Source organism: Marinobacter flavimaris (assembly GCF_045057155.1).
Classification (GTDB): Bacteria; Pseudomonadota; Gammaproteobacteria; order Pseudomonadales; family Oleiphilaceae; genus Marinobacter; species Marinobacter manganoxydans.
Genome location: NZ_CP171359.1, coordinates 4,084,373 through 4,109,760 on the forward strand (window position 1 = coordinate 4,084,373; position 25,388 = coordinate 4,109,760).

At 55.2% G+C, this 25,388-nt stretch carries 17 protein-coding genes and 2 pseudogenes; 8 read left to right on the top strand and 11 right to left on the bottom strand.

Annotation, left to right across the window (positions count from 1 at the left end; all coding sequences use genetic code 11):
* The first annotated feature begins 120 nt into the window (after positions 1 to 120).
* Positions 121 to 441 (top strand): annotated as a pseudogene (locus tag ACGK9W_RS19075) (P-II family nitrogen regulator).
* Between the two features lie 100 nt (positions 442 to 541).
* Positions 542 to 1,678, top strand: a complete 1,137-nt coding sequence (locus ACGK9W_RS19080; RefSeq protein ID WP_405418162.1) for an NAD(P)/FAD-dependent oxidoreductase — start codon at positions 542 to 544, stop codon at positions 1,676 to 1,678.
* Between the two features lie 208 nt (positions 1,679 to 1,886).
* On the opposite strand, the gene ACGK9W_RS19085 is transcribed toward ACGK9W_RS19080, so the two are convergent.
* Together ACGK9W_RS19085 and ACGK9W_RS19090 are read right to left on the bottom strand one after the other, a co-directional pair.
* The gene (locus tag ACGK9W_RS19085; RefSeq protein WP_104270567.1) at positions 1,887 to 2,390 is read right to left on the bottom strand and encodes a hypothetical protein; all 504 of its coding nucleotides are present in this window, start codon (positions 2,388 to 2,390) and stop codon (positions 1,887 to 1,889) included.
* Between the two features lie 256 nt (positions 2,391 to 2,646).
* Positions 2,647 to 3,972, bottom strand: a complete 1,326-nt coding sequence (locus ACGK9W_RS19090; protein ID WP_405418166.1) for an IS1182 family transposase — start codon at positions 3,970 to 3,972, stop codon at positions 2,647 to 2,649.
* A 371-nt stretch (positions 3,973 to 4,343) separates the two neighbouring features.
* Between ACGK9W_RS19090 and ACGK9W_RS19095 the strand changes: the two genes are divergently transcribed.
* The 3 genes from ACGK9W_RS19095 (at position 4,344) to ACGK9W_RS19105 (ending at position 8,071) form a co-directional block, all read left to right on the top strand.
* Complete coding sequence (locus tag ACGK9W_RS19095) at positions 4,344 to 4,706, top strand: hypothetical protein (protein ID WP_008174513.1); 363 nt, start codon at positions 4,344 to 4,346, stop codon at positions 4,704 to 4,706.
* Positions 4,707 to 5,064: 358 nt separating this feature from the next.
* The gene (locus ACGK9W_RS19100) at positions 5,065 to 6,426 is read left to right on the top strand and encodes a hypothetical protein (protein ID WP_303291894.1); all 1,362 of its coding nucleotides are present in this window, start codon (positions 5,065 to 5,067) and stop codon (positions 6,424 to 6,426) included.
* 58 nt (positions 6,427 to 6,484) lie between these two features.
* Positions 6,485 to 8,071, top strand: coding sequence for a hypothetical protein (locus ACGK9W_RS19105; protein WP_008174516.1), 1,587 nt, complete (start codon positions 6,485 to 6,487; stop codon positions 8,069 to 8,071).
* Here the strand turns inward: ACGK9W_RS19105 and ACGK9W_RS19110 are convergent.
* A pseudogene (locus ACGK9W_RS19110) lies at positions 8,068 to 8,409 on the bottom strand (cytochrome c biogenesis protein CcdA); the annotation flags it as partial. The gene ACGK9W_RS19105 and the pseudogene ACGK9W_RS19110 sit on opposite strands and share 4 nt — an antisense overlap.
* Before the next feature lie 143 nt (positions 8,410 to 8,552).
* On the bottom strand, positions 8,553 to 9,056 hold the full coding sequence (locus tag ACGK9W_RS19115; RefSeq protein WP_058577644.1) for a hypothetical protein: 504 nt from the start codon (positions 9,054 to 9,056) through the stop codon (positions 8,553 to 8,555).
* Positions 9,057 to 9,537: 481 nt separating this feature from the next.
* Between ACGK9W_RS19115 and ACGK9W_RS19120 the strand changes: the two genes are divergently transcribed.
* On the top strand, positions 9,538 to 10,917 hold the full coding sequence (locus ACGK9W_RS19120) for a hypothetical protein (RefSeq protein WP_405418172.1): 1,380 nt from the start codon (positions 9,538 to 9,540) through the stop codon (positions 10,915 to 10,917).
* A gap of 167 nt (positions 10,918 to 11,084) precedes the next feature.
* Here the strand turns inward: ACGK9W_RS19120 and ACGK9W_RS19125 are convergent, their stop codons facing one another.
* Both ACGK9W_RS19125 and ACGK9W_RS19130 read right to left on the bottom strand, forming a co-directional pair.
* Positions 11,085 to 11,849, bottom strand: coding sequence for a copper resistance protein B (locus ACGK9W_RS19125; RefSeq protein WP_405418175.1), 765 nt, complete (start codon positions 11,847 to 11,849; stop codon positions 11,085 to 11,087).
* A gap of 20 nt (positions 11,850 to 11,869) precedes the next feature.
* On the bottom strand, positions 11,870 to 13,636 hold the full coding sequence (locus ACGK9W_RS19130; protein WP_405418178.1) for a copper resistance system multicopper oxidase: 1,767 nt from the start codon (positions 13,634 to 13,636) through the stop codon (positions 11,870 to 11,872).
* A gap of 270 nt (positions 13,637 to 13,906) precedes the next feature.
* Between ACGK9W_RS19130 and ACGK9W_RS19135 the strand changes: the two genes are divergently transcribed.
* Together ACGK9W_RS19135 and ACGK9W_RS19140 are read left to right on the top strand one after the other, a co-directional pair.
* Entirely contained in the window at positions 13,907 to 14,578 is a 672-nt protein-coding gene (locus tag ACGK9W_RS19135; protein WP_405418181.1) for a response regulator transcription factor, read from the top strand.
* Positions 14,538 to 15,926, top strand: a complete 1,389-nt coding sequence (locus tag ACGK9W_RS19140; RefSeq protein ID WP_405418184.1) for an ATP-binding protein — start codon at positions 14,538 to 14,540, stop codon at positions 15,924 to 15,926. Before ACGK9W_RS19135 ends, ACGK9W_RS19140 begins: the two co-directional genes overlap by 41 nt.
* A gap of 52 nt (positions 15,927 to 15,978) precedes the next feature.
* Here the strand turns inward: ACGK9W_RS19140 and ACGK9W_RS19145 are convergent, their stop codons facing one another.
* From ACGK9W_RS19145 to ACGK9W_RS19165, 5 genes are all read right to left on the bottom strand, one after another.
* Positions 15,979 to 19,176, bottom strand: a complete 3,198-nt coding sequence (locus ACGK9W_RS19145) for an efflux RND transporter permease subunit (RefSeq protein WP_405418187.1) — start codon at positions 19,174 to 19,176, stop codon at positions 15,979 to 15,981.
* Positions 19,177 to 19,190: 14 nt separating this feature from the next.
* The gene (locus tag ACGK9W_RS19150) at positions 19,191 to 20,456 is read right to left on the bottom strand and encodes an efflux RND transporter periplasmic adaptor subunit (RefSeq protein ID WP_089674911.1); all 1,266 of its coding nucleotides are present in this window, start codon (positions 20,454 to 20,456) and stop codon (positions 19,191 to 19,193) included.
* A 21-nt stretch (positions 20,457 to 20,477) separates the two neighbouring features.
* The gene (locus ACGK9W_RS19155) at positions 20,478 to 21,617 is read right to left on the bottom strand and encodes a TolC family protein (protein ID WP_405418191.1); all 1,140 of its coding nucleotides are present in this window, start codon (positions 21,615 to 21,617) and stop codon (positions 20,478 to 20,480) included.
* 279 nt (positions 21,618 to 21,896) lie between these two features.
* A complete protein-coding gene (locus ACGK9W_RS19160) occupies positions 21,897 to 22,253 on the bottom strand; it encodes a P-II family nitrogen regulator (RefSeq protein ID WP_035561679.1) in 357 nt (118 codons plus the stop codon).
* A gap of 17 nt (positions 22,254 to 22,270) precedes the next feature.
* Positions 22,271 to 25,378, bottom strand: a complete 3,108-nt coding sequence (locus tag ACGK9W_RS19165) for an efflux RND transporter permease subunit (protein WP_288944191.1) — start codon at positions 25,376 to 25,378, stop codon at positions 22,271 to 22,273.
* Between the last annotated feature and the right edge of the window lie 10 nt (positions 25,379 to 25,388).

Consider the following 25,388-nt stretch of genomic DNA (forward strand, 5'->3'; position numbering starts at 1 on the left):
CCCGGCTGGTTTCAGATTGTTCCCTATTTTCAGTGTCAGTTCAGTTGTGGGTGATTAACTGTCATTTTCAAGCCGAAGAACCGGAGCGATCCTTCTTCAGCTCACTGACGAGGAGGCGAAATGAATACGAAGTTTTGCAAAGTGACTGCGATCTTCTCCAGTCTGGACTTGAAGAAAGTAGAGGATGCGCTGATCGCGGCTGGTTTTTCCGGTATGACGGTGTCTAAAACCCATGGCCGTGGTCGATATAAAAACTACTAAGCCAAGGACACCATGGCCGATTCCGTTCGCGTGGAGATATTCACGGAAGCCGAGCAGGCAGACGAGATCGTTGACCTCATTGCCCGGACGGTGCACAAGGGGCTTGCCAGCGACGGAATCATAGCCGTGCTGCCGGTGGAAGACCTGCTGCACATCCGTGACTTCAAGGAGGCCCAGTGATCGGGTATCGCTGTGTTTTATGTCTTTGTGACAAGGTGAGGGGAAGGCGGGTGCGGACATGATAGGCGTCAACGAGGCTGGGACTGGTATCGGAGCCATGATGTCAGACAACAGAAATGGCGCGGTCGAGATTGCCGGCGCCGGGCCGGCCGGGCTGGCAGCCGCCATCACACTGGCGCGCGCGGGGCGGTCAGTCATCGTGCATGAGGCCCGGGCCGAGGTGGGGCACCGCTTCAAACGGGACCTTCAGGGGTTGGAGAACTGGAGCACGCAGCAGGATGCCCTGGCGGTGTTGCAGGAACTCGGAATCACCACCGACTTCAAGCGAGTTCCATGCCGCCGGGGTACCGCCTTTGATGCCTGGGATTCCCCGTACGCCATTGAGAGCATTGAGCCGCTGTTCTACCTGGTGGAGCGTGGCTCCGGGCCAGACACATTGGACACGGCGTTGCTGAGACAGGCCAGGGAACTGGGCGTGCAGGTGCATTTCAAAAGCCGGCTGCGGCATGCCCGGGGCCCGGCCATCCTGGCGACTGGCCCAAAGGCCGCCGATGCCATTGCGGTCGGCTATCATTTCGATACATCCATGCCGGACGGTTTCTGGGCAATTTGTGATAACAACCTTGCCCCTAAAGGGTATGCCTACCTTTTGGTAATGGGAGGCAAGGGAACGGTAAAGAGTTGCATGTTTACTGGTTTCAGGGATGAAGCAAAGTATGTGGAGCGAACTGTCAGTGCGTTTCAGAGGCTGGCCGGCATGGAGATGATGAATCCTCAGCCGCACGGCGGTGTTGGAAACTTCCGTATCCCTGTAACCGCATTGTCCGGGGTGCACCCGGTAGCGGGTGAGCAGGCCGGTTTCCAGGATACGCTGTGGGGCTTCGGGATGCGCGCGGCCATCACCTCCGGCGTGCTGGCCGCACGCAGTCTGCTGCATGGTGACGACTACAACCGGCTTTGGCGAGAATCCCTGGAGCGTCCGATGGCGGCGGCGTTGGTGAACCGCGCGTTTTATGGGCTGCTGGGTAACCGCGGTTATCACTGGTGCATGCGCCGCCAGGAAAACCATCTGGATGCGCGCGAGTTTTTGCGCCGTCTCTACCGGCCCACACTTGCCAGGCGTCTGCTGGCGCCGTTGGCGGGTTTGCATTTGCGGAGCCAGCGACGGGATATAAGCTGCAATCATGTCGACTGCGGCTGTATCTGGTGCCGGCATGGCCGGGAGTGGCATACGTAATGCCAACCGTTCGCAAGGACTTCGGAGTTGAGTGATGGATGAGTCGATCAGTCACAGTGGAACATCGTATTATTGTGATCGTACTTGTCTACGTCTGGCAATGGTGGCAATCATCAATAGTGTAGTGTCGCTGACCGCCACACTCGTGATTGGTGTGGATGTGCAGTTGTCTGTAGGGCGGTTTATATGATGCCCGGGGCTCCGGCATTCATTGCTGGGGGTGATCGCGGCCCTGACGTCTGAGATCAAGCCAGCCTCTGTAGAGCCAACGCAAACCAAAGAGCGAGACTGTTGGAACGATAATCCACTGCGCTAGAGGGGCGATACCTGTGCCAAGGAAGGGAAACAGGGGCATAGAATCATTGTAGCTCCAGCGCTGGCCTGCGCCTGTGGCCCAGGCTTCAAAGACTATGGTTATAAGCAGACCGGTAGCAAAATACGCTCCTAAAGCATGGCGGCGCCACCGCCCCTGTATCCAAAAGCCATCTTTAGTTGCCGCTGCGGCGACGCCATAGGCAAATAGTGCAATATTGGCATCGCCGATTGCCGCCCGCGTGCACAGCCAGACGACCGCACCATGGGACGCCTCCATCATCCCTGTAAAGAAAGGCACCTGGATCATTTCCCAAAAAAAATGCAGCAAAAAGCTGACAGACCAGATTAAAAAAAACAGGAACCAGCCTCTACGTGATGGTCGACGTGAACAATGCATAATCTATCCAACTAATCTATTAATTTCAGGCAGCCGAAGTTGAAATCGCCATTTCCAATTGAATACTAGGAGTCTGCGCGGCAGAAACGTTTTGAGCCCTCGTTTCCGCCAGACCGGATCATTGTCTGGCCGGAAGGAGTGTTCGCGATATCGGATCGGCTCCATCATCGCTTTCGATCCAGCCAGTTAACCGGTTAAAAGGGGCATCGCAGGGCCCCAGCTGTACCTACCGTGAGCCAAAGGCTGCCTCAGCGACTTATGCCAGCCTCATCAGTGAACTCATGCGCCTGAGATTGAGCGACAGACAGACAAGATCCCATTCACCCTGCACCGCCTGAAGGCCCCGCAAGCCGAACTGCCGGAAGCCCAGGACATTCTTGATCCAGCCATTCACCGCCTCAACCATGTGCTTGCGCTGAGCGTAGACTGCTCGCCCCTCCGCCGTGGTAAGCTTCTCCTCCATGCGGGCCGTCGCCGGGTACCGGCTCGCGTTTATATCTCCGGTTTTTTTGCCTTCCCGGCGCAGCGAGACGTAGCCATCTATGCCTTTTGTCTCCAATGCCTGCAAGTCTTCCTCTTTGCGATAACCCGCATCAGCCAGACATTGGCCCGGGTAACTTCCCAGAGTTTCTTTTACCTCGCCCAGCAGCGGCACCAGACAGCCGTTATCACTGGGGTTGTTACCCTGGCGGTTGCCCACGATGATCTGGAACTCGCCATCCACGGCCAGTTGGCCGTTATAGCATTGCTGGAACCCATCATTCGTTTTCATGATCCGGCTTTGGGGGTCGGTAAAGTTACTCTGAGCCTTGTCCTCCGGAACTCCATAGTCTCTCTTGAAGTTCCGGCCACCCTTGGGTGAGCGGCGATCATCGTCTGGATGCCGGCCTTTGGCCTCATCTTGCGTTTTTTGATCCGCTTCCAGTTTCTCCTTCGCTGCCCGGATCTTGTCCAGCCGCCCCTGACGGTGCTGAAGCTCTTCGGGTAACTCGTCGCCCCGCTGATCCGGGCCAAACTGTTGGTCTTCCGATTCATCCACACGGCGAGCCTGGCCACAAAGCTCATCAACCTCTTTTGACAGACGGGCTTCTTCCTCCCGCATGCGGTCATAGCTCATGGCCTTGTGCTTACTGGCGTTGGCCCGGACCTTGGTGCCATCAATCGCCAGCGTACCGAGAGTAACCAATTCCGCTTCCTGGGCGATCCGGACCACCTGAATAAATACGGCCTTGAACGCAGCCAGGTGTTGCTTGCGAAAATCGCAGATAGTGCGGTGTCTGGGGAAATTGCCAGCCGCCAGGACCCGAAGGGCGACATCTTCTTCCAACTTCCGGGCGATCTTTCGTGATGAAAACACGCCGGTCGCGTACGCATAGATCAACACCTTCAACATCATCCGCGGATCGAAAGGCGAGTTGCGCCGACCGCTCCCTTCATACCGGGCGTAGAAGGCACTCAGATCCAGTTCCTCGACCACGTCACTGATGAAATAGGCCAGATGCCCTTCGGGCAGCCACTCGTTCAGGCTCGGGGGAAGAGGCAGTTCCTGATCAGGTGAATAGGGGCGGAAGGTGGTTCCCATCGGATTCTCCGGTGCTGAAGAATTTTTACGTATTATGCCAGAAGGTGGCTCCTGCCGCGCAGACTCCTAGCCAAGTCTTCCCAACCCTGGGAATGTTGCTAGCCTCCACAAAGCTAATTGAATTATCTGGCCGGTTAAAGCCATCGCACCCAGCACTAAGGGCCTAAATCGCCTATGTGATATGTCGTCAGATCTTATTGGCCCCTGGCAGTGTTCCGGCGAGCCGGCCGATCCCTCCTGGTATTGGCTGACTTCACCTTGACCGAAGCTTGTACTATCCTATAGGCAGACGGTCAGAATCTGGCCCGGTCAGCGGGGGACACCTGCTGACGCAATCGCAGTTCCCAATTACTCGACGGACGGAGAACACCATGAAACGACTGACACTTGTTGCTACTGTCATTGCCGGTCTGCTTTCCATGCCGGCCCTGGCGGCGGATCACGATCAGCATCGCGATGCAAAGCATCAGGAGCAGGACCAGAAGAGAGCAGCGGCGATGCAGCAGAATATGGAAGAAATGCAGGCGCTGATGAGCCGGATCAAACAGGAGCAGGACCCTGCCAAGCGCCAGGAGCTGATGCAGGACCATATGAAAGCCATGCAGGAAAACATGCAGATGATGCATGGAGACATGAAGGGCTGCATGGGAATGATGAAGGAAATGAAGGGGTCGATGAAGGATCAGCCGATGAAATCGAAAGGGGCGGAGAAATCCGGCCATTCCGGCCATTGAGGTCATCAAGCCCTTATCCTTCGCGCTGATATTCGATCTGTTGTAAAGGTGACCGTCCAGGCGGTCACCAGAAACCGCCTTAACTCCTTTGTCTCCGACATGTTGCCAGTCCTGTCTAAGACATAAGTCGTAAGCCCTCTGGATTTTCAGCTTCGTTTCAGGTTTCATTGGTTGCGGCCTGCCTGCAATCAGGAGTTTGGTTGCCCTGCTGTATGCGACACGGCGGAATGACCGACCATCAGGTCCGTTTGCTGAGCTCTTCTGACGACTAATAAGACGACTAATAATAGGGATCACAATGAAGCAACTGAAACTTAAGCGCAGCCCGCTTTAACTGGCGATTCTCGGAGCAGCCGCAGTGTATGCTCCAAACCCTGTCATGGCGGCCGAATTTGATTTTCATGGCGACATGAACAACCGGTTTCAGGCCTACACCAATCAGAGGGATTGGTTCAGAACAGGAAACTCGGGTGGCGGTACGCTGAAAGACAGCGATCCCACCGAGACTTATGGTGAAATGAAATACCGGTTCTGGTTCACCGCCGCCTCTGACGATGGAATGGTCAAGGGCGTGTACGCAACCGAAATCGGCGGCATTCGCTTCGGCGAGGGTTCAGGTGGCGACTTTTCCGGTGACGGTGTAAATGTCGAGACTCGCTGGGCTTACGTCGACTTCGCTTTGCCCGATACCGTTGATCAGCGTCTGAAAATCGGGTTGCAGCCGGTTTCGGTCAACGCCAATGTCTGGAATGAGACCGCAACCGCTGTGGTGCTGACCGGGAAGCTTCAGTCTGGTATTGACTATCAGCTTCTGTGGGGGCGTGGTGACTCCACCAACGAGGGCGCCAACGACTCCCCGGAAGACGAGGGCTGGGATGGCGCTGATAACTTTGCGCTGAACCTGGATAAGCACTTTTCGCCCAACCTGAACGCCGGAATTTTTTATCTGTATCAGATGAACAATCAGGTTGCAGAGGGGGTCGGCGAAATCAATAGCAGGAACTACGAGCTGAAGCTGATTGCTGATAACTCGGAATACTCGGTGTCAAACCTGGGTGCGACCTTCGACTACAACAGGGAGACGTCGGCAGGCCGGCTTTTCCTCAAGGGTACCGCCATCGCCCAGACGGGAACGATAGAAGGTGTTAACTTCAACCCTATAAACGGGGCTGTGAATCCGAACACCAGCTATGACCTGTCCACCTTTCTGGGCCGTGGCGAGCTTGGCCTGCAGTTCGGTCCCAATACCGTCACCTACACAATGGTGTATGCATCAGGGGACAGCAATGAGCAGGATTCCAATTTCGATGCGTTCATCTCCACGGACGTCGATCTGACGGACAGCATGATTTTCCAGGAAAATTTCACGGACGATGATTATTTCGCCGAGACGCCTTATATCCTGGATAAGGGCTATTTCCTGAATAAGATCCAGCTCGATCACAAGGTCCGGCCTAACCTGAAGCTCAGTGGAATGCTGGTGTACAACCGGCTGGCGGAAGCCATTACGCTGGCTGACGGGAGTTCATCAAAAGATCTGGGCTTGGAGTTCGGTGGACGGGTGAGCTATCTTCCGTATCCGTCCCTGGAAATTGCGGCGGAAGCGGCTTATCTGCTTGCGGGAGATGCAGTGGATGCACTTGAGGAAGGCGCGCTTCAAAACGGCCAGAGTGATAAGGACATTGTGCATGTTGCCGGCCGCGTCCGGTATAAGTTTTAACTGACCAGAAGGTGCGAAGCCGACGCTTCGCACCTTATTCCTTTCGAAGAGCCTCTGTATGACGAATGTAATCAGCTGTGCCAGCGTCCGGATCTTTCGTTTTGTCGTTTTAATTGTTTTTACAATAACCGGACAGCTCTGTTTCGCAGCTGAGCGCTTCGATCCTTTTGTTTCCGCGATCAGCCGGATCGACAAGGACGAAGGTCTGGTTTACATAGACCGGCACAATAGTGTCGCGGGGGTGGGGGATGTTTTCGTTACGGCAAAACCCGTTCAGAACGGCGATGCCAGTTTGGTCGGTGACCGCCGGTCCGTAATCGGTATTTTACGGATTAATCCGGAAGAATTCGTTGGCAAGCTGCTGTCCGGGCCCATGCCTGGTGTAAATGCCGTTGTGGAGAGGTTTGGCCCTTTGCCGGCCGTAATTAAAAGTACAACCGAAAAAAGCGGGCCCGTGGCAGAAGAACTGAAATCCATGTTTCCACGCCTGGTCTGGGAAAATGAGGAAAGCAAGGCAGAGCCCTCTCTGACGTTCGAGTTAATAAGCAAGGGCAGGGTAGTTGTCACCTATGACCAAACCTGGCTGGTCGGGATGATTGATATCGGCGCAGCTTCATACTCAAAGGAAGAGAGTTTTCGTGTTGCGGCAGAGGCGGAGGCCGAGCTTGCTCTTGAGTTGCCGGGCCGGGCAGGTTCGATTGCGGTCCATGAAATCCCGGGGCGTTATGTCGTGGCACTGGAAGGCAAGCAGACAATCAGGTTTTTTTCGGGGCGCTCCGATGGCTCTGTAAGCGAAATCGCCGTGGTTGATATTCCACGTGGCGAGAGAATCATTTACATGGACTGGTATAGCAGTGCCGGTGAGCTTTATCTGCTGGTCAACCAATGGGATGATTACCGGGTGTCAGGTTCTGTTGTCAGGCTTGACGGGGACCGAGCCATGTTGGTCGGGTTTTCGCCATTGATGATGGGCGTGCATGATACCGACCTGGATGGGCGGAGTGACACCATTCTGGGGCAGTCCTATACGGCAGAGCACGGCTTCGGGTCAAAGATTTACACGGTTATGCCGGGGCAAGAGAAGATGGCGGAAAGCGCCAATGACACATTCAGCGCCCTGACGCCGGGTTTCAGGGTGTTGGGCTCCCGGGTTCTGGGCAAGACAGACAGCGGCGATCTGGCTTTTGTAAGTGCGTTTGACGGTAAAGCCTCTGTGTATTCCGGCAATGGCCCGGAATTGCAGCTCAGCTACGATATGGACCCTCTTGTCAGCTCGGAAATCCGGTTTGAGGTAAACCCGGAACTGATTTTCAGTCCGACAAGAACCCTGTCCCTGGGTAACCCGTTTGTCGGCGGCACTGGAGGGGCGGATAGGGTTTCGCGCCCCATGGTGGGTATTGCGCAGCGCCCGAGCCCTGCGGAGGCCGCAGGTCCCAGGGATGTCGTCGCTATCGACTGGCTGGACGCAAACCCGGGCTCGCCATCGGTTCTGGGAAGATCCAGGGTATCCATACCCCGCTCGGCGAAGCCGGCCTATGGGAGCGGCGGGCTGTTCTTTTTCTCGGTAGGAAGCCGAGGTGGAGATAGTAAGGCCGGGGAAGGCGCAACAAGGCTCTACCGGCTTCCAGCCGACCTGGGACACTAGCCAAGCCTTCCCAACACGGGAAAGGTCGACAGCATCCAGGTGGCGAACCAGGTCATCTGGCCGGTTAGCACCATTATGCCCATGATGATCAGCACCAGGCCCGCCAGTGCCCTTAGCGGCCTGCTCCAGCGGCTGAATCCGCGCACTCGCTTGCGAAAATGCTCGATGAACAGCGCGGTTCCGAGAAACGGGAGTGCCAGGCCGAGCGAATACACCGCTAGGTACAACATGCCCGTTTCTGCGTTGGCGTGGGTGGAACTGAGCGCCAGTATGGCTCCGAGTATCGGGCCGATGCAGGGCGTCCAGCCGACGGCAAAGGCGATGCCCAGCAAAAAGGCCACAGGCAAGGGAATGTCGTGGTGGCTAGAACTGATATCTGGTTGAAAGCCGTACTGATAATAGCGCTGACTGTCACACTCCTTTTGGGTGTATTTGCGCAAGTGTTTGTAGGGCCGTTTGCATGATGGCCGAAGCCCATTATTTATTGCCGAGAGTAATCACCGCCCTGACGTCTGAGATCAAGCCAGCCTCTATAGAGCCAACGCAAACCAAAGAGCGAGACTGTTGGAACGATAATCCACTGCGCGAGAGGGGCGATACCTGTGCCAAGGAAGGGAAACAGGGGCATAGAATCATTGTAGCTCCAGCGCTGGCCTGCGCCTGTGGCCCAGGCTTCAAAGACTATGGTTATAAGCAGACCGGTAGCAAAATACGCTCCTAAAGCATGGCGGCGCCACCGCCCCTGTATCCAAAAGCCATCTTTAGTTGCCGCTGCGGCGACGCCATAGGCAAATAGTGCAATATTGGCATCGCCGATTGCCGCCCGCGTGCACAGCCAGACGACCGCACCATGGGACGCCTCCATCATCCCTGTAAAGAAAGGCACCTGGATCATTTCCCAAAAAAAATGCAGCAAAAAGCTGACAGACCAGATTAAAAAAAACAGGAACCAGCCTCTACGTGATGGTCGACGTGAACAATGCATAATCTATCCAGCCAATCTAATAACTTCAGGCAGCCGAAGTTGAAATCGCAACCCTTCATCGCAGCGCCCTCCTGACCACCCGATATTTCGGAAATGGCCAGAACCGGTCCACCCAAAAACAACGGCAGCAGCAAGGAGATAACTCGTCGGTTCATTGCGGCCATCTCGATTTCATGCGCCAAATGGTCGGATTGCATGCTTGGCGCCCAGTATGCCTTTCAATAGTGAGCAATCATAGCACCTCTCCAAGAATGGGCGCTGGGGGCGAAATAGCCTCTTTGATGCGTCGTCAGGTCTGACAGTCTGACGGGTGGGGATGTCAGTACGAAAATCGGGAAAATGAAATTTAGCTGAAAATTCAGGTTCGTTTCAGTTGACCACTACAAGCTTTGTGCGTCAAGATTAAGTGCCGTTTAACTGGCACATCCATATTGAGGCAATAAATCGTTGTCGATATGAAAATTAAAATAAGGAGTTTCAGGTGAGCAAAATCTTCAAATCAATAAGCGCTCCGCTGGCGATAGCTTTAGTAGCAACACCGGCGTTGGCCGCGGAGCCGGTCGGGCGTGCGTCACCGACCGTAGAAGACCTGAAGGTTGAAATAAATCAACTGACGGCTGAAGTGGAAGAGCTCAAGAAAGGCGATTCCCCCTTCACGGTGAACGGTTATTACCGCCTGCAGGCGACCTCAGAAAGCCTAGATACGACCGACGATAACAGTACTGCTTTTGTTGACCAGCGCCTGCGTGCAAAGATCACCGGCGACCTCAACGATAACGTGAGCCTGGTTTGGTACGGTGAGGTCGATTCTCCCTGGGGTGAGAAGGGAAGCTGCCAGGGTGACAATTGCGGCAAACTCAGCGCCGACGGCGTTGGCGTTGAGACCAAGAATGCTTACGCTGAACTGAAAGTGCCGAACAGCGACTGGAAGGTGCGAGCAGGTATCCAGGGGTATGGCTTCGGTAAGTACGAGAGCTTTGTCACTAACGACGATATGAACGGCATCTCCTTCGCGGGCCAGGTCGGTATGGCCACGCTGACAGGTGGCTGGTTCAAGTGGGAAGAAGGCGATGGCGGTAAAAATAGAGATGATAATAGAGATTCTGCGAACGACGTAGACTTCTACATGTTGAATGCCGAACTTCATCCCAGCGAGGTTTTCCACTACGGCCTTACCGGAGCTCAGATCAGAAACAGGAGTCAAGCTGCTCTAAATGGCACGGCGGCTCGAACGGAGGATAATTATTTCGGCGTCTACGCCGACTATGCTACTCAGCATCTCGCCTATAGCGGCTCGGTACTTTACAAAAAGGCGTCCGGGGTCGACTCAAGTGCGACCGATGGTGACACGTACATGCTGAACCTTTATGCGAAAAAGCACTGGAATGGCGGTTCTCTCACGATTCACGGCATCTATATTCCGGCTGACGACAGCAGCAATGGTGCCGATCGCTTTGCAGCAAACCAGTCAGGCTGGGAGCTGAATAGCAGCAATCTGCAAATCTTCGGAACAGACTACTACTACAACAATGGTTCCCAGGGGGCCAAGTCAGTTTATGACGCAGCTTACCAGGGATACGGTCTGATGGGGCTGATAGTCTCGGGTGATCAGGAACTTTCCAACGACTACTACCTGAAGTACGGCACAGGATACTTCCGCGCTGCCGACGACGCGCCCGACAGCGCTGCTCAGGCCAACGGCTCAACCCTTGGTACTGAAGTCGCTGCTCAGCTTGGTAAAAAGTTTGCCGGCGTGTATGACATCAGCCTCCGCGGTTCTTACGGTTTCATGGGAGACTTCTACGGAGATGACCCGGAGGATACCTATAAGGTCGTAGCTATGGTCAATATCAGTTACTGATCAACGTGTAATTTCATGATCTGATACAACGGCCGGGCCTTAGTCCGGCCGTTTGTCATTGAGCCGAACATGCGGAAGGTCGGCAATGATTTTGACGAAATCCTCCAAATGAGGACACTAGCTGACCCACGCAAAGGGGCCAGCCTTTTCTACTGGGCATTATCGTACTAAAACCACCACCGGACGCCCGCCACGAAGCTGGAGGACTCGACGTCTTCCCCCTCGCGCTCACGAAGGTCCTCTGTGTTGCCCAGAAAGCGGGTGTAAGAAACACCCAGGTAGGGCGCAAACTCCCTCGAAAAGTGGTATCTCAGACGGAGCCCCAGGCCCACATTATTGATGCCACTACCGACGCCCCACTCCTCAACATCGCTGAAGGCAACGAGCGTTTCGCCGCGGCCCTGCAAAATGAGCCTTTGGGTCAGCAGCCAGTCGTACTCGGCTTCAAGATCGTATGACACGTCACCGTCGTCGGTGACTCGGAGATTTGTGTCTACCTCAAACCAGTAGGGAGCAAGGCCCTGCAGGCCGATAAGTGCCGAATAACGCTCTTTGTTCTGGCCCGGGCCGAAGGTTGCCTGAGCGCCCAGCCCTGTCTGTATATCCCAGAAGGGGGTCAGGCGATAGCTGTACTGAGTATCAAAGTTTTCGACGTCGCCACCCTCGGTGGCCAGATTAGTCTCACCCTCTGTTTCAATCCAGAGCCGCTTGCGGTCTGTGCCGACCCAGGCCTGGGCATCCCAGAGCGCGATCTCGTTGTTGCCATCACGCTGATATTCCATCCGGTCAAACAGTAACTGGCCAGATATCTCATTGTCATGAACAGGCAGTGTCCAGTCCGGCTCGGCCTGCACTCCGGTACCCGCGGCACCGGCCCCGGAGGCAATGGTGAAGACCGACGCGCCCACAACCAGCTTTATGCGATTTATCATAGTGATCATCCCCTATCCCGTTAAACGACCGACACGACACGAAACATACCTGCGTCCATGTGGTAGAGCAGGTGGCAGTGGAACGCCCAGTCGCCGGGTGCGTCCGCCGTTATCAGTGCAGACACCCGCTCACCGGGTTTGACAGAGATCGTGTGCTTGCGCGGTCGATGCTCACCCGCCCCGGTTTCCAGCTCCATCCACATGCCGTGCAAATGAATGGGGTGGTCCATCATTGAATCGTTGACCAGGATCAGGCGAAGGCGTTCACCATGGTAGAATTTGACCGGGCCATCCACCTCGGAAAATTTCCTGCCATCAAACGACCACATGTAACGCTCCATATTGCCGGTAAGGTGGAGCTCCACTTCCCGTTCCGCCGGGCGCTTGTCGGGCCAGCCATCAATACTCCGTAACTGGGAGTAGGTCAGCACCCTGTGATCCACGGTTTCGAAGCCAACGCCGGGCTCATCCAGCCGTGACTGGGGGCTGGAAGCCACCATTGCTGCTCCGGGGCCGTGATTGTCCGGGCCATGGGATACCGGGCGCCCCGCGGTCGGAACGGGGCTCAGGCTGGATTTGTCAGGCGAGGTGTCCATGTTCATCCGGCCATGGTCCATATTCATGCCACCTGAATCTCCGGCCATGTCGCCGTGGGCCATGTCCATGCCGTCGTGCATTGCCTGGCCGCCACTCTTGCCCATGGCGCCCATTCCCATGGCCGCCATGCCCCGTTCAGTGCGCGGGTACATGGGGGGCACCTGGGCCTCCAGACCCTTTCGGGTAGCCAGTGTGCCGCGCACGAACCCGGACCGGTCCTGGGCCTGTGCAAACACGGTATGAGCCATGTCCGTTGGCTCCACGATAACGTCGTAGGTTTCGGCCACGCCAATGCGGAATTCATCGGTCTCGACCGGCTGCACTGGTTGGCCGTCAGCGGAAATAACCGTCATCGGAAGTCCCGGGATACGGACATCAAAGTAGGTCATCGCCGAGGCGTTGATGAATCTCAGGCGAATTTTCTCGCCGGGACGGAACAGCCCGGTCCAGTTGCTGGCGGAAGGCGATCCATTCATCAGGTAGGTGTATTCAGAACCGGTTACATCCAGGATATCCCGGGGGCTCATTCGCATTCTGCCCCACATGTCGGCTTTGCTCCACGCGGCATCCCAACCCATAGTTTCGACATCCTTAAAGAAGTCGCCAACGGTGCGCTGGTTGTAGTTGTAATAGCCTTCAAACACTTTGAGGTTGCGGAATACGTCCTCGGGAGAGTCAAAGGTCCAGTCAGATAGAACCACAACGTATTCGCGATCATAGGCCACCGATTCGGGCTCGGCAGGATCAATGATAATCGGCCCATAGTGGCCTAGCTGTTCCTGAAGGCCAGAGTGGCTGTGGTACCAGTAGGTGCCATGCTGTTCGACCGGGAAACGGTACTCAAACGTTTCGCCGGGCATGATGCCGGGAAAGCTGACGCCAGGAACGCCATCCATCTGGTACGGCAGAATCAGACCGTGCCAGTGAATGGATGTTGCCTCCGGTAGTGTATTGGTGACACGCAAGATTGCCTCGCGCCCCTGTTTGAGGCGCACCAGAGGCGCTGGCAGAGTGCCGTTGATGGTGATGGGCTGTTCCGAGACTGTGCCCCCTATCTTGAGAGGTGTTCTCGCGACGGTCAGGTCGTAGATGTCAGCGCCATTACGCACGGTGTGAAATGCGTTCGTGTTGTCCAGTTGTCCTCTAGCATAGGCCGGCAACAAGCTGTCGAAACCGGCAAGAAGTCCCATCGTGGCAGCTCCTTGGATAAGGCGGCGCCTGGACATACCTGCATAGAAATGTCTATCGCTCATAGGTTGCTCCTAAAACCATGTATATACAGCTTCTTGAGTTCGTGACTCGATTATTGATGCTACCCGGTGCAACTGAAATCAAACTGAAAAGTCGACCGGTAACCCCCCATTTTTAACGGGTTGCTGTTTTTCTGGGGAGTTGCCGTTACTGGTACAATCCATGGCAGACTGGCGAAACTTTCCCACCACGAAAAACGGCGCTTACAAATGAAAATTCTGATTGTTGAGGACAATGCGGTACTTGCCAAAAAAATATCGGACTGGCTTGCGCAGGCGCACTACACAGTCGATGTCGCCAAAACCGGCAAAGAAGCAGACTCGTTGATTGAAACAAGCTCCTACCAGGCCGTTATTCTCGATATCGGACTGCCCGATGAAAATGGACTGTCTTTAATGCAAAGATGGAGAAAAAACGGGAAAAAAGAGGCCATCCTTATTCTGACCGCACGCTCCAACTGGACTGAGAGAGTAGAAGGGTTGAACGCGGGTGCCGACGATTACCTTCCCAAACCGTTTGAGTTTGATGAACTGAAAGCCCGGCTCAGTGCGATTATCCGCAGAAAGGACGGCAGAACGACAGACCAGATCAGCGTCGACGGATTTCGTCTCAACGCCAGCTACCGAACGCTGACCACGCCCGACCAGAAAGAGTTCAGACTGACAGCCACTGAATTCCGCCTTTTGCAGTGTTTCCTGCGTTCACCAGACAGGGTATTTTCACAGGATGAACTGGTTGAAACCCTCTACAACATTGAAAGATGTCCCACCAGGAATGTTGTTCAGGTCTATATAGCCAGGCTCAGAAAAATAATAGGGGGCAATAAAATCAAGACTTTGCGTGGCCAGGGCTACCTCTTCGAAAAAGATCCTACTGGCTGAACGCCCGAACGAACCAGGTCAACATATGCCAGCTCCAAAGAGTATCCGAAGAACAGCCATTCAGTATGGGGCTGTTTTCAGCCTCGTCTATTTCACCCTGATATTCTTTTCACATGCCTACGTGATAAAACAACTATCGGACGAGTCCAGGAAACAACACCTGAGTAAAGAGCTGGAAAACTTTCAGGCAATCATTGAAGCCGAGTCCCCGACAACTGACGACCTCAGGAACATGATCCATCAGTTTGAAATGCTTCTGGGGCATGCCATCATCATCGAAACGGCAGGCGGGAGCGTCCTGACGGGCAACAACTTTGACCTGAGCCAAATGCAGGGCGTTGTGGATAAGCCCGAGGGTTTTATTCACATAGCGCAGGGCGCGAACACGCTTTTTGGGCTTAGACGTACGTTCACTGCTACTGGAAAGCTGGCCTCAATCACCGTTCTTGAAACCGAGGGGGCGCTCTCTGAACGACCGCTGAAGGCCCACCTGACATTGCTCGGTGCCTCGGCCGTTCTTCTGGCGATACTGCTGGCACTGATTGGAACCACCACACATCTGACGTTAAAGCCCATCAGTAGGATAAAAGAGGACCTGAGACGGCTCCAATCCGGGAAACAAAGTCGTCTGAACCCTCACGTGCCGGAAGAGTTTCGTCCGCTGATCCGGCAGCTCAATGATTTGCTCGAGCTGTCAAACCGGCGGCTGGACCGCCACCGCCGCCTGAATTCCGATCTCTCTCACCTGGTCAAAACCTCTATTTCTGCCAATCTTGCCATTTTGTCGGATATCGATACCTTGCCTCCGTCCCGGGAGGATGTTGTGTTTATGGCCTCTAACTTGCGGGAGCTTGACAAATCCCTGAAATACCGGATGAGCAAAGCAGACATATCAGGCAGACAGATGGGACGGACGTGCATGCCGGTTGAAATCACGGCAAGTGTCATCACCGTTATGGAAAAAATCTTCCCTGACACGGTTTTTCGCCTCCACACCAACTTACCTGAAAACTTCAGCTGGCCAATGGAGCGACAGGATCTTTCAGAGCTACTTGGCAATTTACTCGAAAATGGCGGGAAGTGGTGCCAGACAACCGTCGACGTTACAATCGCCCGCACGTCATCAGGACTCTCCATAGAAGTAGCGGACGATGGCCCCGGAATTTCTCCCGAGGCGGCAGCCACTGTCATGAACAGGGGTACCAGGCTGGATGAAACGGTCGCCGGTTTTGGGCTCGGATTGTCCATCGTGTCCGAGATTGTCGAAGACAACCTCGGACAGATGAACATGGGTACCTCAAAAAACGGAGGAGCCAGCATTGTCATTCTACTGCCACTTCCGGATTAGAAAACCTCCAGAAAGGCAACCGTCGATGACGCAGCGCGGCTTCTCCCATTTTTTACCGTTGGATATCACTCACCTTGGCTCTTGAAAAGCGACCGAACAGAACCGGCAAAACAAAGAGTGTCAGGAAAGTTGCAGTCACGAGACCACCAACAATCACGCTGGCCAGTGGCTTCTGGATTTCCGCTCCCACGCCCGTCGACAACAGCATCGGTATCAAGCCGAGCGCCGAGGTTATTGCTGTCATCAAGACAGGACGTAAACGGGAGACGGCACCTTCAAACACCGCGGCATCCACGTTCAACCCATCCTGTATTCGCTGATTGATGCTTTCGACCATAACGACCCCGTTAAGCACCGCCACACCAAACAGTGTGATAAATCCAACGGAACTGGGCACTGAAAGATACTGGCCGGAGACCCAGAGCGAAAAGACACCACCAATTACGGCAAGCGGCACGTTGACCAGAATCAACAGCGCTTGACCAACCGAACTGAAAGCGAAGTAGAGCAACAGCGCAATCAGCCCCAGAGATACAGGTACCACAATGGTCAATCGTTTCTGAGCTCGCTGCTGGTTTTCGAACTGACCACCAATATCCACCGAATAGCCGGGGGGAAGGTTCACTTCTGACGCGATGGTATCCTGAATATCGGCAACCACACTGCCCATGTCACGACCCTGCACATTAGACTGAATGACCACACGGCGCTGAACGTCATCGCGGCGCACCTGAGGCGGGCCGGACTCAATAGATACATCGGCCACATCACCGAGTCTCACCCAGGCTCCGGACGGCGCCTGTAACCTGAAATCGGCAATGGCATCCCGGTCTTCCCGGAAACGTTTGGCCAGACGCACATAGATATCGTACCGCTCATTTCCGTTGATGATCTGGCCCGCGGCGGCACCACCCAGTCCATCCCGGACGACACTCATCACATCAGACACGGCAAGTCCGTACCGGGAGAGTGCCTGACGGTCAGGCTGAACCACCAACTGCGCTTCACCAGCAATCTGCTCCATGGCCACGTCTCGTGTTCCCTGAACTGTTCGGACCGCCGCTTCAATCTGCTGGCCTTTCTCCGCCAGTACGTCGAGATCCGGGCCAAAGAGCTTGATGGCCAACTGCGCACGAACACCTGACAACAATTCATCAACCCGAGTCGCGATAGGCTGAGAAAAGTTAAACAGTAGCCCCGGGTGCTGTTCGAGCTTCTCCTCAAACAGGGCCTGCAATTCATAGCGATTACTGGCGCTGGTCCACTCCGAAGTTGGTTTTAAGCCAATATAGATCTCTATATTGTTAACGGGCTCCGGGTCGCCACCTATTTCTGCTCGGCCAGCCCGGGAGAGAGCGTAAGTCACTTCTGGAAACTCCATCAACATGGCTTCCAATTTTGGCGCAACTTCAAGCGCCGTATCAAGGCTTGATGAAGGGGCCAGCGTAACCCGGAGGTTGATCGTTCCCTCTTCCAGCTCAGGGACAAACTCAGTGCCGAGTCGAGGCACGACCAGAGCCGCCAGCACAACAAGAACAGCCGCCGCGCCAACAACCACGCGGCTATGCTTCAGTGACCAGGCAAGCCCCATGCGATAGAGCTTTTCCAGGGGTTTTAGAATGAAGCTTTCCCGCTCCCGGATACCCTTACGGAACATGTATGACGCCAGCGCGGGTACAACCACCAGAGCAACAACCACCGCCGACACGATAGCCAGCATGATGCTGATTGCCATTGGCTGGAACAGCTTGGCTTCCACACCTTCAAAGCTGAATAAAGGCATGAAAACGACCAGGATAATCGCCGTCGCGAAAAAAATTGGTCGCGCCACTTCCCGGCCTGCCTCCTGCAGTCGAAGCGCAATGCCATGGTCATCGTGTGACGCGTCCAATGGGTCAGGGTCGTTTTTCACCAATTCATCCCGACGGGCGTCATGCTCAGCATCCGGATGCGTCAGATGTTTGAACATGTTCTCGACCATAACAACAGAGCCATCCACCAGCATGCCGATTGCCACAGCAATACCGCCCAGAGACATCAGGTTGGCCGAGAGACCGAACCAGGCCATGATCATCAGGGCAATCCCGATGGAAATCGGTATTGAAAGCAGCACCAGCGTTGTTGCCCGCAGATTCATCAGGAACAGGGCAAGCACGATCGCAATAAACACAAAAGCCAACAGAAGCGCATTGGTCACCGTCTCTACGGCCTTGGTCACCAGATCCGCCTGGTTGTAATAGGGCTCAAAACGAACCCCACTCGGAAGCGCCTGATTTATGCGATCAATGCGGGCCTCGATGCCGTCGATGGTGGCTTTTGTGTTGGCCCCCATTCGTTTGAGTACAATGCCAGAAACCACTTCACCCAGTTGTTCAACCTGACCGGCTTCATCCTTCCGGGTCATGGTTACCGCACCCTGGCGAATTTCAGTGCCCAGCGCTACCTCGGCGACATCGTTCACTGTCACTGTAATGCCATCACTGGTTTTAACGGGCACCTGACGGATCTGCTCGAGCCCCTGCTCGCCATTACCCAGCCAGCCCATACCGCGAATAACCAACTGCTCCTGCCCGCGGCCCATATACCAGCCCCCAACATTGGAGTTGTTGTTCTCCAGGGCTTCCATGACATCGTTCTGTGATAAGTCATAGGACAGCATTCGCGCCGGGTTCAGGTTAACCTGGTACTGGCGGACCTCTCCGCCAAACGACAGGATTTCCGTAACCCCTTCAGCCGGTATCAGCAACAGTTTGACCAGCCAGTCGTGCAAGCTGCGCAATTCCATTGCGTCGTACCCCGAATCCGGGTCCGCTATCAGCAAGTACTGGTAGACCTGGCCAAGACCGGACGTATTCGGCCCCATTTCAGGCACCCCGACCCCGTCCGGAATCAGCTCCCGCGCGGCCTGCAACCGCTCGAAAACCAGTTGGCGCGCGAAATAGATATCCGTGCCCTCTTTAAAGACCACGGTGACACCGGACAACCCGGTTTTGGAGATGGACCGAACCTCCTCAACATCCGGCAACGCATACATCACCGCTTCAATGGGATAGGTGATCAGCTGCTCGACTTCCTCAGCCGCAAGTCCGGGCGCCTCTGTATTAACAGCGACCTGGACGTTTGTAACGTCGGGGAAAGCATCAAGATTCAGTTTTGGTATCTGAAACGCGGCCGTGGCGATAAGCACTGCAAGCGCAATAAGAACCAACAGGCGGTTCTGAACCGCCCAATCGACTACTCGGTTGAACATAATGGCTCCCGGAATCAGTGGTTGTGCGGATCAAAGCCGCCTTTGGCAATCTCAGAGGCCACAAAAAATGCGCCCCGCAAAACGACTCGTTGGCCCGCAGCCAGGCCGGAAACCTCACGGAGCCCGCCAATTGAGCGGCCCAGTTCCACTTCCACGGGTTCATACTCGCCTTCGGCCTCTTCCACATAGACCGTCCAGTCGCCGTCCGCGCCACGCATCAATGCAGTCTCCGGCACGGCAAGCACCGGCTCGCTGGTCTTAAAACGAAAATACACATCTGCGAACATTCCTGGATGAAAACGATCTTCAGGATTGTCCAGCTCCAGCCTGACAATCCGCGTGCGGGTCACAGGATCAATGGTGTGGGCTTCCTGGGACACCGTTGCCACGCCCACACGACCCGCTGCCCTGACTTCGGCTTCCGCGCCCTTCTCTAGAACAATGTCGGAGCTTGCTGGCAGATGGGCTTCTACCCAAAGCTCACTCTCATCAGCAAGAGTCACCAGCGGCTGGCCAGCCTCAACTCTTTGTCCTTGCTCAAACTCATCGGTCAGTACTGCACCATCCACGCGAGCCCTGAGCATGTATTCACCGAGACTATCCACCCCGCTGGCCTTCAACGCACCAATGTCATCATCGTTCAGCCCGTAAGCAAGCAGAGTCGCCCTTGCTGCTTCAATGTTGGCTTTCGCTGTATTGAACCGCTGATCGCCAACCACGGAACGACCCAGCCCGCTGATTCGCTTCCATTCAGGAAAAGCTTTCCTGTAATCCGCCTGCGCCTGTGCCACCGTCTCACTGAACAGGGTTACCAGCGGCTGGCCCTTGGTTACGTGCTCACCCAATTCCACGTGACGTCTCAACACCACCGAGGCAACCCGGGGGGACACGTGATAGCTGGTATAGCCGTTGGTCAGCAGCTCACCGGGAGCGTAGATTTCATAGTCAACGCGCTTGCTCTCGAGGGTTGCTACTTCAATGCCGGCGAGCTCTTTCTGTTTGGCATTGATGCTTGCGGTGGCCGCTTCTTCATGGCCACCGTTCTCGTCTTCGTGGCCGTGCCCCCCTTCCTCTTCATGATCACCTTCCTCCTCATGCTCACCTTCTTCACCATGATCTTCCTTATACTCGCCCTCCTCACCGGTGACTTCCTGATGATCGTCGCCACTGGCAGCATGATCATGACCGGCTTCCTGATGAGCATCTTCCTCTGCCTGTACAAAAGAAAGTGGGGCTGTAAGCAACGTCAATGCGAATACAGAAATCAGAGTTTTTTTCATAATGAATATCCAGTTTCCAGACTAGTATTGGAAGAGGGTGATCAGTTCGCCAGACTGACTCAAGAGCTCAATCAGACCCAGTTGCGCCAGCTTTTCCAGTTCAATACCGGTTTTCAGGCTCTCCGCGCGCTGGCCCAGCGCCTGGAGATACTCGGAGGTGGAGAGGTCGCCGACCTGCCACTGCTTCTCAAGCAAATCGGCACTTCGCTGTACACGCCCCTGGGAGAGTTCTGTCCATCGGCTGAGTTGGGTGTCGTATCGCTTCCAGGCAGCTCGGGCGCCCGCCAGATCATACTGCTGCTTCCGATAAAGTGCCTGAAACCGAGCCTCGGCCTCTAATGATCGTCGGTTGGCAGCCTGGATTTCGGCACGGTAGTTATTACGGACATTCAGAGGGATCGAGAACGTCAGGCCAACCAGGTTCTCACCCTCATCACGCCCTCCGCTCAGCCCGACCGTGGGAGATGCCGCCGCTCTGCGACTGACCACCTCGGCTTCGCTCCGCAGCACCTGCCACCTCGCGCGGGCAGCAGCAATTGACGGATGATCCAGCAAATTGTCGTTATCGACCCTGGAAGCAAGAGCCGGCCAAATGTGCCCGGGGATCCCCCCATCCTGAGGCCGCCAATCCGGCAGAAGCTCTCTGACCCGGGCTTGCGCCTGATCAACCGCAGCCTTTGCCTGGGCGAGTTCACTGAGCTGCTGAGAAAGGCTTAAAAAAAGCAACTCTGCATCGGTACTCCCCAGGTCGCCCGCCTGCTGGCGTTGCTCAACCTGCTCCAGCAAGGCATCCAGACGGTGTTGCTGGGATTCCGCAATTTCTTCGGCACGCGTCGCCGCGCGCCACTCGACAAGCGCAAACAGCGACTCGGACGTTTGTGCCAAAACCGCCTCGTTCAAATCAGCTTCAGCGGAAAGCCTGATCAGCTTTGCCTTGTCCTTTAGCGCACCCTGTTGATCAGACCAATCGATCGTTTGTGATAGCCCTGCCACAAAGTTGTTGTCACTGCCATTTCTGTCTGCTCCAACAGACAGCTCCGGGTTATACAGCGGTTGTTCGCTTGCCTCAGCATCCGCATCCCGGGCTGCCGCCTGCTCTGTCGCCGCCATGACATCCGGATGCTTGCTTATCTGGCCAGTGAGCCAATTTGTCCAATTCACAGTCTCCGCTTGACCGAACAGAGGAATAGACAATAGTACTGAACACAGCAACGCCCTGGGCGAGTGCTTGCTTGCCTTCATCGACTTTCTCCCGAAGGGGTTGTTAGCCACAATTCATGGGGGCGAGACGCCCATGACAAGGTAGGTGGAGATAGTAAGTGAAAAGGTTGAAATGAACTTGAATTTGGAAGGCATTAGCTCAGGGAACTTGAAAGTGCTCCTCAATAAGGGCGGGGAGAAGCGGCATCGCGACTCATGGCCACGATGCCGCCATCCAATCTAGGAAAAGCGCTGGTTTGATGCCGGTTGAAGTGCGCTCTCGTCGGTCGCACCATCGTCGATACGAACAGCCCGAACCAGGCGGGATACAAGCACCTTGCCGTCACCCGGGTGCCCTTCCTGGGTTCTGCCCGTTCTGACAATGAGTTCCACAACTTCACCAGCGACATCATCGGTCGCTACGTCTATTTCCAGCTTGACCATCTTCACTTTCTCCAGAGGCGACTCATCGCCGACCAGATGACCAAATTCGCCGAGAGACACGACAGCAATACTTGCCACCCCCTTAACTTTGGCCAGAGCATCAACCACATGCTCTGCCATCACTTCTCTGACATACGCTTTTATTTCATACATAAACCGTCTCCTGACTATCAGACTGAAACGTCACGACGTTCAGATGCAAACCACTGGTACACACTGGGCAACACCACCAGCGTCAGCAGCGTTGAAGTGATCAGACCGCCAACCACAACCGTTGCCAGTGGCCGTTGGACATTAGAGCCAATGCCATCGGCCAGCAGCAGGGGAATCAGCCCCAGAATAGCCACAGAGGCGGTCATCAGAACCGGCCGCAAACGGCGTTGAGCACCCAGCTTGACTGCTTCAATGACTTCGTAGCCTTCGTCCCGCAACTGGTTGATGTAACTCACCATCACCACGCCGTTAAGTACGGCCACACCAAACACCGCGATGAATCCCACGGCAGCGGGCACAGAGAGGTAAAGCCCCGTCACAAACAGCGCGACAATGCCACCGGTAATCGCAAAGGGCACATTCATGAAGATCAGCACCGCATAGCGCAGACTACTGAATGCCGAGAAAAGAAGCAGGAAAATAAGCGCCAGGGTAATGGGCACAACGATCGCAAGCCGAGCCATGGCCCTTTCCTGGTTCTCAAACTGACCGCCGAACTCCACGAAATACCCCGGCGGCATGTCCACTTGCTCCTCGATCCGCTTGCGCAAATCCTGAACAACACCGCCCATATCGCGACCACGTACGTTCATCTGCACGTACTGTCGCCGACTGGCATTGGAGCGCGAAATTTTCTTGGGGCCAGCGTACATTTCAACATCGGCCACCCGTGAAAGCGGGATGAGCTCGCCACTATTACCCCGGAGGGGAAGCTTTCTGATTTCATCGATGGACCCGCGATAGGACTCTTGCAGCCGGGCGAAGATCTCAAATCGCCGGACACCGTCGAAGACCAGCCCCGCGCCTTTACCGCCAATCCCGGTTTCGACCGTACTCATCAGGTTATCAATGCTGATGCCAAACTGCGCCAGCACTTCACGGTCGGGGCGAATAACGATCTGTTTTTTACCTGCGCTCTGCTGAGCGCGCACATCCGTTGCCCCCGGCACATCATTCGCCAGGGCCGCCACTTCCTTGCCGATCCGGCCCAACTCGTCGAGGTCGTCGCCGAAAATGCTGGCAACCAGTTGCGCCTGAACGCCTGAGAGGAGTTCGTCGGTTCTGAGCTGAATCGGTTGTGACAGATTGTTGGCAAGCCCGGGAACCCGCTCATCCAAAGACTCCGCAATCCGGCTCTGAAGGTCCTCATAGCTCACATCTTCTCGCCACTGATCCAGAGGCTTCAGATTGACGAGCGTCGCGACAACGTTCACGGGTTCAGGATCACCGCCCACCTCGGCACGACCGATCCTGGCATAGGTGCCGGTGACCTCTGGAAATTCATCGACAACGGACTGAATCCGTTTGCCATACTTGATGGCGGATTCAAGACTGGCTCCAGGAGGCAGTGTCGAGCGAATCTGGAACGTGCCTTCCCTGAGCGTGGGCACGAACTCGCTCCCGAGATAGGGAAACAGCAGGAGACTGCCGGCAAAGGCAATGACGGCCACGCCCATTACAATTTTAGGGGCTTTGACGACAGTATTCACCACCGGCTTGTATAGCCGGTTCAGGAACAGAACCAGCTTCGGCTCTTTGTGTTGTCCACCCATCTTGAATGACAGCGAGGCCAGAACCGGCACCAACGTCAACGCGAGTAACAGCGCACCGATCAACGCAAAACTGATGGTGTAGGCCATGGGCGAAAACAGCTTGCCCTCAACGCCCTGCAGCGTAAACAGCGGCAGAAAAACGATAATAATGATGCCAATGGCAAACACAATCGGACGAGCCACTTCCCGGGCAGATTCACCTACAAGCCTCAGAACACTGACCTTTTCCTCTGATCGTTCTTCCAGATGTCGGAAGATGTTCTCTATCATCACAACGGCGCCGTCCACCATCATACCGATGCCGATAGCCAGCCCCCCCAGACTCATCAGATTGGCGGACAGGCCCGAAATCCGCATCGCAATGAATGCGAAAAGCACAGACAACGGCAAGGTCGCCACCACGATCAGTGTGGAACGTATATTTCCGAGGAACAGATAGAGGAACACCAGCACCAGAACCGAGCCCTCAAGTAATGCTTTCTCGACAGTGCCTATGGCCTTGCCCACCAACTCCGCCTGGGAGTAATAAGCCTCTATTTTCAGCCCTTCGGGAAGTGACTTGTTCAGATCATCGATTTTTGCGTTGACGTCCTCGAGTACCTGACTGGTGTTGGTTCCGATCAGCTTCATCACGTAGCCGCCCACGGACTCCTCGCCCGAGGACACCTCCGCGCCGCGGCGAATTGCCGGTCCAAGGCTAACCTCTGCCACATCCCTGACATAAATAGGAGACTCTCCCTCACTCTTGGACACAATGATGTTCTGGATGTCCTCGATGCCCTCGGTACCTGAATTAACCCAACCGTAGCCGCGAACTATATACTCTTCACCTCCTCGCGTAATGAAAGAGGCGCCGACGTTCCGATTATTCTGGGTGAGGGCGCCGCGAACGTCAGACACTGTCAGGTTCCTTGCCTGAAGCTTCTGCGCATCGATATTGACCTGATACTGTTTTACCTCGCCGCCGATGGACAGCACACCGGTTACACCCGGAACGGTTCTGAGCTGGGGCTTGACAATCCAGTCCTGGATCGTGCGGATTTCCTGCAGGCTGTATTGATCCTTATCCTCAGCTTCCAGGGAATACATCAGGATGCGCCCAAGACCGCTCGCTATGGGCCCGAGTTCCGGCTGCCCCATCCCTTCGGGAATCTGGCGCTTGGCCTCGGAAAGCCGTTCGTTTACCAGCCGCCTGGCGAAGTAGATATCGGTGCCATCTTCGAAATAGATGGTCACCCGCGACAACCCGAAAATCGACGTGCTCTGCACTTTTTCCAGCTTGGGAATTCCATACATGCTGATCTCAACGGGATAGGAAATCAGCGTTTCGATATCAACCGGCGACAGACCAGGACTGGTGGTAAACACCTGAACCATGGTCGGCGTCGCGTCCGGAAACGCATCCACCGGCAGTTTTTGAAATGAAAATACGCCGGCAACGATCACGGCGATCGCAAAAACAAGCGTCATCAGACGATTGTTCAGCGCATAATTCACAATTGCGTTGATCATGCTCCCCCCG

Excerpts from the sequence above, each read along its gene's own strand:
- ACGK9W_RS19080 (WP_405418162.1), top strand. The coding sequence starts at position 542 with ATGTCAGACAACAGAAATGGCGCGGTCGAGATTGCCGGCGCCGGGCCG.
- ACGK9W_RS19085 (WP_104270567.1), bottom strand. The coding sequence starts at position 2,390 with ATGCATTGTTCACGTCGACCATCACGTAGAGGCTGGTTCCTGTTTTTT.
- ACGK9W_RS19090 (WP_405418166.1), bottom strand. The coding sequence starts at position 3,972 with ATGGGAACCACCTTCCGCCCCTATTCACCTGATCAGGAACTGCCTCTT.
- ACGK9W_RS19095 (WP_008174513.1), top strand. The coding sequence starts at position 4,344 with ATGAAACGACTGACACTTGTTGCTACTGTCATTGCCGGTCTGCTTTCC.
- ACGK9W_RS19105 (WP_008174516.1), top strand. The coding sequence starts at position 6,485 with ATGACGAATGTAATCAGCTGTGCCAGCGTCCGGATCTTTCGTTTTGTC.
- ACGK9W_RS19115 (WP_058577644.1), bottom strand. The coding sequence starts at position 9,056 with ATGCATTGTTCACGTCGACCATCACGTAGAGGCTGGTTCCTGTTTTTT.
- ACGK9W_RS19125 (WP_405418175.1), bottom strand. The coding sequence starts at position 11,849 with ATGATAAATCGCATAAAGCTGGTTGTGGGCGCGTCGGTCTTCACCATT.
- ACGK9W_RS19130 (WP_405418178.1), bottom strand. The coding sequence starts at position 13,636 with ATGGGACTTCTTGCCGGTTTCGACAGCTTGTTGCCGGCCTATGCTAGA.
- ACGK9W_RS19135 (WP_405418181.1), top strand. The coding sequence starts at position 13,907 with ATGAAAATTCTGATTGTTGAGGACAATGCGGTACTTGCCAAAAAAATA.
- ACGK9W_RS19145 (WP_405418187.1), bottom strand. The coding sequence starts at position 19,176 with ATGTTCAACCGAGTAGTCGATTGGGCGGTTCAGAACCGCCTGTTGGTT.
- ACGK9W_RS19150 (WP_089674911.1), bottom strand. The coding sequence starts at position 20,456 with ATGAAAAAAACTCTGATTTCTGTATTCGCATTGACGTTGCTTACAGCC.
- ACGK9W_RS19160 (WP_035561679.1), bottom strand. The coding sequence starts at position 22,253 with ATGTATGAAATAAAAGCGTATGTCAGAGAAGTGATGGCAGAGCATGTG.
- ACGK9W_RS19165 (WP_288944191.1), bottom strand. The coding sequence starts at position 25,378 with ATGATCAACGCAATTGTGAATTATGCGCTGAACAATCGTCTGATGACG.